Consider the following 8,710-nt stretch of genomic DNA (forward strand, 5'->3'; position numbering starts at 1 on the left):
TCATTTATACTTTTTTCGCCAACACCGCCAGTAGATTACCTACTTTATCTAAGCATTCTTGGTATTCAGCATCACAATCGGATGCGACCGTAATACCGCCACCTGCCCACAGGTTAACGTGTCTTTCTTTATTACAGTCATCATTCGACAAAGCGTTGGCTTGCAAAGTACGAATGAGCACATTCCATTGACCACTACCATCAAAGTTCATATAACCCATAGTGCCACAGTAGGCACCGCGTGGCGTAGACTCCAACTCAGCGATGATCTCAACAGCGCGTTTTTTCGGTGTGCCAGTAATAGAGCCAGCAGGCAGACTACCAAACAATACAGCCAACGGATGAGTATCAGCTTTTAGCTCAGCAGTAATGGTACTCACCATATGATGCACGTTACTAAAGCTCTCAATTGCAAATAACTGTGGTACTTTCACAGTGCCAATTTTGGCGTATTTGCCCAAATCATTACGCAGTAAATCGACAATCATGACATTTTCGGCACGGTCTTTTTCGCTATTGACCAATTGCTGTTTATAGCGCTCATCTTGCTCGTTAGACGTACCTCGCGGCATGGTTCCCTTGATAGGCTTGGTGCGAATAGAGTGTTTGCCAGTATCAACTTCTCTAGTGAATGTAAAAAATAACTCAGGTGAGCAGCTTAACAATTCAAAATGATTGCTATCTGTGTTAAAGCTGCTGCTTCTATTTAGGTAATCACCATCATTGCTATCAACGCTCATATATCCTGCAAAAGGCACTTTTGTATTGCGATATAGCGCAGGCAAATAGTCAATAAGCGAAAAGGCTGATTGAACATCGTTATTTTTATACGCTAAACTGCCAGACCATTTCTGTGTCAGGTTTATCTGATAGCAGTCACCTTGTTCTAGATAGTCTTGTGTACGATTAAATGCTTGTTGATAATTAAGCTTACTCCATCGCGGACTTAAAACTAGGGGAGTGATGTTTGATACATCTTTAAACTGTGGTTGATTGAGATGTTTATCAGACAGTTTTTGATCCAGTTCACCTAGGTAAGAGGTAAGAGTATTTATAAGAATATCGTTTGTCTCATGATCGGTATTCTCAGAAGCATCGTCGTTAGTTAGATGATTCTTTAACGTCCAACCTGTATCAGCATGTGCCGTAGGTGTTAGATAAATATCATAATGCCCTAATGAAGCACACGGCTGTATTGCCAATTCAATTCTATCGGCAGGGCTTAGCTCATAGGCCGCAATATCATAACCAATAAAACCAATCAGACCATGATGATAACAGGGTTTTGTGCTTTTCGGGTTTACGTTATTTGAGCTATTATTATCGGTATCATAAGCTTTGCTGTAAGCAATAAGCTCATTTTGCCATTCTAGATAACTCATATAGGCTGTCATGGTATTTTCGCTATGAGTAAAGCAGTTATCACGGCAGTTTTTAACCACTCTATAAGTATTGACTGAATCTTTAGAAGGTTTTTGATCAGTTGGATAAACCGACCAGCTGACTTTAGGCAGCAAGCCAATTACTGGTCGTCCATCGTTATTTAACCAAGCCAATTGCCAATTTGCTGCATCATCTTGGTTAAGTAAATGGCGTCTTAGCTGTGGCATTAATTCAGCCGCTGACAAATCACCAAAACGCCAGCTAGGTTTGCTAGCTGGCGATGGCGCAGAATCTGTCTGCTCAGTTGTATTGTGATTTGATACAAGCATGGGTTAAGCGTCAAACTTTTTGATAATTAGCGTAGCGTTAGTACCACCAAAGCCAAAGCTATTACTCATCAAGGTTTCAAGATTTGCTTCACGCATTTCGGTGACAATATCGAAACCTTCAGCAGCAGGGTCCAAGTTATCAACATTGATACTTGGAGCGATAAAGCCGTCCTGTAGCATCAGTAGACAATAAATCAGCTCTTGTGCACCAACAGCACCCAAGCTATGACCTGTCATTGATTTGGTTGAGCTGATAGCAGGTACTTTACTGATGTCATTATCAAATACTTTAGCAATCGCTTTAAGCTCAGTAATATCGCCTAACGGTGTACTAGTACCATGGCTGTTGATGTAATCGACACTTTCTAGACCCGCTTCGGCCAAGGCTTGTTGCATACAGCGAACTGCACCTTCACCGCTTGGCGCAACCATTTCTGCACCATCAGAGCTGGCACCATAGCCAACGATTTCAGCCAAAATATTAGCGCCGCGTGCTTGAGCATGCTCCAGACTCTCTACAACCACCATCGCGCCACCAGCAGCAATCACAAAACCGTCACGGTCTTTGTCATAGGCTCTTGAGGCAAGTTTTGGTGTGTCGTTATACTGAGTACTAACTGCGCCCATGGCATCAAACATACAAGACTGTGTCCAATGCTCAGCTTCACTACCACCAGCCAATATCACATCGGCTTTACCCAATTGGATAAGCTCAGCAGCATGACCGATACAGTGTGTCGAAGTCGCACAAGCAGAGGCGAGCGAGTAGGAGACGCCTTGGATTTTGAGGCCGGTTGCTAAAGCAGCTGATACCGAGCTGCCCATTGTCTTTGGTACTGCCATTGCGCCGACACCGCGTAGACCTTTTTCGCGCATAGCGTCGATAGCATTGACGATGTTTTCTGTTGATGCGCCGCCCGAACTTGCCACCACACCCACTCGTGGGTTGTTATTGATGGTATCAAGCGATAGTCCTGAGTGCTCAATCGCATTTAGCGCACTAACATAAGCATAGAGACTGGCGTCACTAAAGAACCGTTTCAGCTTACGATCGATACCACTGGTATCAAGTTCTGATTGATTGATGCTACCGCTCACGTGTGATTTAAACTCGTGCTCAGCATAAGAATCATTAAATGTGATGCCAGATTGACCTTCTTTGAGGGCAGTGGTGACAGTGTCTAAATCATGTCCGATACAAGAGACAATCCCTGCTCCAGTAATAACTACGCGACGCATATTCTATTCCTTATGAGTAACAATCCTTGAGAATTGCTTTCAATAATCGTTTTTAAATATTGGTACTATTAACCAAATATTGGTTATATCAATCAATGTTAAGTGCCGTCGTACTTTATCGCCATTATATAAACCATAGAAAAATCGATGATCTATAAATGGTAATCTGTAAATAAAGTACAAGTGTACTGTGAATTATGGCACATGATAACGTATCAAGCTTTCGAAATCTTTGCGCAAGTGCAAAATAACGACAAAATAACGCTTATGATTCAATACTGAATGAAAAAATGAGAAGTAAGCCTAGCTACTGGCTATGGACAGAATTATACTTTAGATACAAAATTTGTGATTCTAATAACATTGTTCGCACTGACACCAGTTACGATAACTGGCTAAAATAATAGACTCATTATTACTAATAATTAAATATCATATTAAAATACAATTATATTAAAAAACCAACTCATCATATTAAGGACATCACGATGGCAAAGCGTAGTACTCTTTCTAAAAGCATCAATACCATTGGCTCTTTTACTCGAAACAATCTAGAGCGTGTAGGGGCTATGATTGATAGCGTAAACGCTAAAACGGGCAAACCGCGTCAATATAAAGCTGTAGACCTAGGCGATGAAGACTACCAACAAGACTTGTTTCGTGAGCAAACGTTGAAGGCGACGCAGCAACTTTTAGGACCACGTTTTGCTACTTATGGTAAATATGCCAAGAAAGTCGTGCCGAATAGCTTTTTTCAATCGACAGTTGATGGTGCATTTGCCCAAGTGGCCAACCTCGCTGCCAACTGGAGTCAACTAGACTTACCTAATGAACATCGCTTTGCCAATATTGCTACTTTAGATGACGAAGAGCGTTATGCGTTAGCTACTGATATCGCTAATCAAAACCGCGCGCTTGCAATGATGGGTGGTTTGACAGGTTTGGCAGGTCTACCAGGTTTGCTCGCTGATACATTATGGCTATTACTGGTTTCATTACGTACGGTTTATCAGATTGCTGCTGTATATAATAAGCCGCTGACAGGTAAGCAAGGCGTCAAGATGGCGTACGAACTACTATCAAACGCTGACTTGAGCAAAATGCAAGAAAAACAAGCGCTACTAGCTGGTCTAGGTATTGGCAAAGGTTTGCTTGATAATGCTCAGAGCAACGGACTACATAGTGAACTTAAAAATCTCGGTCTGAAAAATAAAAATGTAAATTTCTATGCTGAGCAAATAGACAAAGTCGCCAGTCAAGTAGGTATTGATTTAGATCAGATTAATTTATCATGGGTTCGTCGTTTTATTCCTGTCACCGCAGTAGCGATCGGCATGCACTATAACAGTCAATTGATTGACGAAGTTATTGGCGTTGCTCAAGCGACCTTTGCACCAGAAGCAAAATTGGCTAATCGTGCTATTACTGATGACAGCAGTAGTGAGGCTAAAGTAGAAAAGGCTAGTACTGATGAGGCGAAACAAGACACAGAGCGCAAAGAAGAAAGCACTGATTCAGAAAAAGTCATTGATAAAGAAAAAACTAGTAAAGAAGAAACTAGCAGTAAAAAAGAGTCAGACAAGCAAACGTCTGATAAAAAAGCCAAGTAATAAACATATTATTTGCTAGTTAGGTTACAGCTTTATAAGCGCAATGGTATTTATCTTAGTTTGATTGAGCAACACGACTTGAAAATTAGGATAAATACCACCACTTAGTTACTATCAAGTACCATTTCAATGTTAAACATCTTTTCTTAATGATGCTTGAGCTCGCTTTGTTTACTTTATTTCTTACGCTATTTTTCGGCGAAAAAACGATAAAGTGATACAATGAGAGGCTGAATGCATATCTATCAAATGTTGTAAAGCGAAACCATTCATAAGTGGTTGAAATAGCAGCAACAACTCTTTATAATACACTGTCCTAAAAATGGGTGCTCCGAAATCTGCAATTATTGTCAGATAGATGGTGCATTGGCCCATTTTTTTGTTTTATACCAAACGGGAGAAGGATGCCTTATGGCAACAACTAACCAATTGATTCGTAAAGGTCGCAAAACCATCAAGGAAAAGTCAAAAGTTCCTGCGTTGGAAGCGTGCCCACAGCGTCGCGGTGTATGTACTCGTGTATATACTACCACGCCAAAAAAACCTAACTCTGCCATGCGTAAAGTATGTCGTGTACGTTTGACTTCAGGCTATGAAGTATCAAGCTACATCGGCGGCGAAGGTCATAACCTACAAGAGCACAGTGTTGTTCTAATCCGTGGTGGTCGTGTAAAAGATCTACCGGGTGTACGTTATCACACTGTTCGCGGTGCATTAGATTGCGCAGGCGTTAAAGACCGTAAGCAAGGTCGCTCTAAGTACGGTGCTAAGAAGCCTAAAGTTTAATAACTAAACGTTATTAGATAAGCTTTTTGCACTACCCAATAACTGTGCATGGGTTTGGTGTCAGTAGTAATATCGCTTTTATATAAATATATATCTGTGATTTGCTATTAAAACATACCACCATGCAGTAAGGCTAACTGATAACTCACTGCTATATCCTAATGATAAGTAGTCGATGTTGTGAATGTTAGACACTCCTGAAGATAAGGAAATTTATTATGCCAAGACGTCGCGTCGTTGCTGCCCGTGAGATCCTACCGGATCCTAAGTTTGGTAGCCAAACTGTTGCAAAATTCATCAACCATGTAATGAGTGATGGTAAAAAATCTACTGCTGAGCGTATCGTTTACGGTGCACTTGAGACAGTAAGTGAGAAGCGTAAAGTTGAAGATCCAGTATCTTTCTTCGAAGAAGTGCTAGAAAATGTACGCCCAATGGTAGAAGTAAAAGCTCGCCGCGTTGGCGGTGCAACCTATCAAGTACCAATGGAAGTACGCCCCTCCCGTCGTACTGCATTGGCTATGCGTTGGTTAGCTGAAGCTGCTGCTAAGCGTTCTGAAAAATCAATGGCTTTGCGTTTAGCTGGCGAATTGAATGATGCTGCTGATGGCAAAGGCGCTGCTATGAAAAAGCGTGACGAAGTTCACCGCATGGCAGATGCTAACAAAGCATTCTCTCATTACCGTTTCTAAGCTACTTTTTAATAGTAGCTTGAGATTAGAGGCTCATGCCATCTAATCTTACATTGTTGTTTATTCTATTGATTGCCGCCATCATCATTCGGTCATATATAAATGTTATTTATTGATGACTGAGGTGGCGGACATCTATCCAGATGTCTCTCTTAACAAATACAGTTTTTGCTGGAGAGCATCCCAAATTTGATGCCGCACTATTCTTAGTATTTGCTCTTTTTTTGTCCGTATTAGGCTCAATAATCAGTAAGTAATATTACGAAGCTGAACGCTTTGTCATAGAGTATGAGGTAGAGACACAATACATTATTATATACACGACTTTTCCTAGGAAAACACTATGGCTCGTAAAACTCCCCTAAAACGCTATCGCAATATTGGTATCTCAGCGCACATCGATGCTGGTAAGACAACCACTACAGAGCGTGTTTTATTCTATACCGGTGTTAGCCACAAAATTGGCGAAGTACATGATGGCGCAGCCACTATGGACTGGATGGAGCAAGAACAAGAGCGTGGTATTACTATTACCTCAGCGGCAACAACTTGTTTTTGGTCAGGTATGGCTAAACAGTTTGACGAACACCGTATCAACATCATCGATACCCCAGGTCACGTTGACTTCACGATCGAAGTTGAACGTTCTATGCGTGTACTTGATGGCGCTTGCATGGTTTACTGTGCAGTAGGCGGCGTTCAGCCACAGTCTGAGACCGTATGGCGTCAGGCGAACAAATATAAAGTACCACGTCTTGCATTTGTAAACAAAATGGATCGTGTTGGTGCTGATTTCTATCGTGTTATCGAACAGATCAAAACTCGCTTAGGCGGTAACCCTGTACCATTGGTTATCCCAATTGGTAAAGAAGATGACTTCGAAGGCGTTGTTGATCTAGTGACCATGAAAGCTATCTATTGGGACGAAGCGTCTCAAGGTATGCAGTATGATGAGCGCGAAATCCCAACTGAACTACAAGAAAAAGCAGCAGAATACCGCGAGCATCTTGTAGAAAACGCTGCTGAAGCAAACGAAGAGTTGATGAACGAATACCTAGAAAACGGTGAATTGACTGTAGAACAAATTCACGGTGCTATTCGTCAGTTAACCATCGATAACGAAATCATCCCGCTTCTTTGTGGTACTGCCTTTAAGAACAAAGGTGTACAGAAGATGCTAGATGCCGTTATTCAGTATCTACCTGCACCAATCGACGTACCTGCTATTAAAGGTATTCTTGATGACAAAGACGAAAGCGAAGGCAGCCGTGAAGCATCAGATGAAGCACCTTTCTCAGCACTAGCGTTCAAAATCATGAATGACAAATTCGTTGGTAACTTAACCTTCGTACGTGTTTATTCTGGTGTAATGAAGCAGGGTAGCAGTGTTTATAACCCAGTTAAGATGAAGCGTGAGCGTGTTGGCCGTATCGTACAGATGATGGCAAACTCTCAAGAAGAGCTTGCAGAGATTCGTACTGGTGATATCGCAGCTCTAGTCGGCATGAAAGATGTGACTACTGGTGATACGCTATGTGATGAAGACAACGTGATCACTCTTGAGCGTATGGAATTCCCAGATCCAGTTATCTCTCTAGCTGTTGAGCCAAAGACCAAAGCTGACCAAGAAAAAATGTCAATCGCTCTTGGCCGTTTGGCAAAAGAAGATCCATCGTTCCGTGTACACACTGACGAAGAATCTGGTCAGACAATCATCAGTGGTATGGGTGAGCTACATCTAGAGATTCTTGTTGACCGTATGAAGCGTGAATTCAACGTTGAAGCAAACATCGGTGCACCTCAGGTTGCTTATCGTGAGACGATTCGTAACACTGTTGAACAAGAAGGCAAATTCGTACGTCAAACAGGTGGTCGTGGTAAGTTTGGTCACGTTTGGTTACGTCTTGAGCCACTTGATCCAGCTGGCGACACTGAATATGAATTCGCTGAAGAAGTTGTTGGTGGTACTGTACCAAAAGAATTCCACGGTGCTGTTGATAAAGGTATCCAAGAGCGCATGAAAAACGGCGTACTTGCAGGCTACCCAGTAGTTGGCGTAAAAGCGACCTTGTATGATGGCTCTTATCATGACGTTGACTCTGATGAATTGTCATTTAAGATGGCTGGTTCTATGGCCTTCAGAAAAGGTTTCTTAGCAGCTGATCCAGCGCTACTTGAGCCAGTAATGAAAGTAGAAGTTGAAACACCTGAAGACTACATGGGCGACATCATGGGCGATCTTAACCGTCGTCGTGGTTTGGTACAGGGTATGGAAGATCTACCTGGCGGTACTAAACAGATTCGTGCTGAAGTACCATTAGCGGAAATGTTTGGTTATGCCACTCAAATGCGCTCTATGTCACAAGGCCGTGCAACTTACTCAATGGAATTCCAAAAGTACGCTGAAATTCCAAAATCAGTTGCTGCTGAAATCATCTCTAAGTTCAACTCTAAAGATGATGACGAGTAAATAAAACTTACTGAAAGTGACAATATAGAGTAAGTCTGTGTATTGTCACTAAAGAATACGCCAATAACTTGTTAAAAGACTTGTTATTGGCCGCGATTTTCTTATAATATCTGCACATTAGTATGTGCAACCTTTTAACAATTATCTTAATGTGGTCAAAATCGTCTTAATAATCATATTTATATGAGTTAAGTCTTGAACC

6 protein-coding genes are annotated in these 8,710 nt (G+C 41.7%); 4 read left to right on the forward strand and 2 right to left on the reverse strand.

The genetic code is table 11. The features are described from left to right. Positions 1-4: 4 nt before the first annotated feature. Together CXF62_RS08875 and CXF62_RS08880 are read right to left on the reverse strand one after the other, a co-directional pair. A complete protein-coding gene (locus CXF62_RS08875; protein ID WP_102093983.1) occupies positions 5-1,711 on the reverse strand; it encodes an anthranilate synthase component I family protein in 1,707 nt (568 codons plus the stop codon). A gap of 3 nt (positions 1,712-1,714) precedes the next feature. Continuing rightward, positions 1,715-2,950 (reverse strand): beta-ketoacyl-ACP synthase II, encoded by a 1,236-nt coding sequence (locus tag CXF62_RS08880; RefSeq protein WP_102093985.1) that lies wholly within the window; start codon positions 2,948-2,950, stop codon positions 1,715-1,717. 488 nt (positions 2,951-3,438) lie between these two features. Between CXF62_RS08880 and CXF62_RS08885 the strand changes: the two genes are divergently transcribed. The 4 genes from CXF62_RS08885 to fusA all read left to right on the forward strand — a co-directional run bounded on the left by CXF62_RS08885 (position 3,439) and on the right by fusA (position 8,508). Further along, the gene (locus tag CXF62_RS08885; RefSeq protein WP_102093986.1) at positions 3,439-4,560 is read left to right on the forward strand and encodes an EcsC family protein; all 1,122 of its coding nucleotides are present in this window, start codon (positions 3,439-3,441) and stop codon (positions 4,558-4,560) included. A gap of 411 nt (positions 4,561-4,971) precedes the next feature. Next, entirely contained in the window at positions 4,972-5,346 is a 375-nt protein-coding gene (rpsL, locus tag CXF62_RS08890; protein WP_011281154.1) for a 30S ribosomal protein S12, read from the forward strand. 218 nt (positions 5,347-5,564) lie between these two features. After that, positions 5,565-6,038: a 30S ribosomal protein S7 gene (gene rpsG / locus CXF62_RS08895; RefSeq protein WP_057761735.1), complete on the forward strand. Its 474-nt coding sequence runs from the start codon at positions 5,565-5,567 to the stop codon at positions 6,036-6,038. 343 nt (positions 6,039-6,381) lie between these two features. Continuing rightward, entirely contained in the window at positions 6,382-8,508 is a 2,127-nt protein-coding gene (fusA, locus tag CXF62_RS08900; protein ID WP_101205359.1) for an elongation factor G, read from the forward strand. Positions 8,509-8,710: the final 202 nt, after the last annotated feature.

This window comes from Psychrobacter sp. MES7-P7E, from assembly GCF_002863645.1.
Lineage (GTDB): Bacteria > Pseudomonadota > Gammaproteobacteria > Pseudomonadales > Moraxellaceae > Psychrobacter.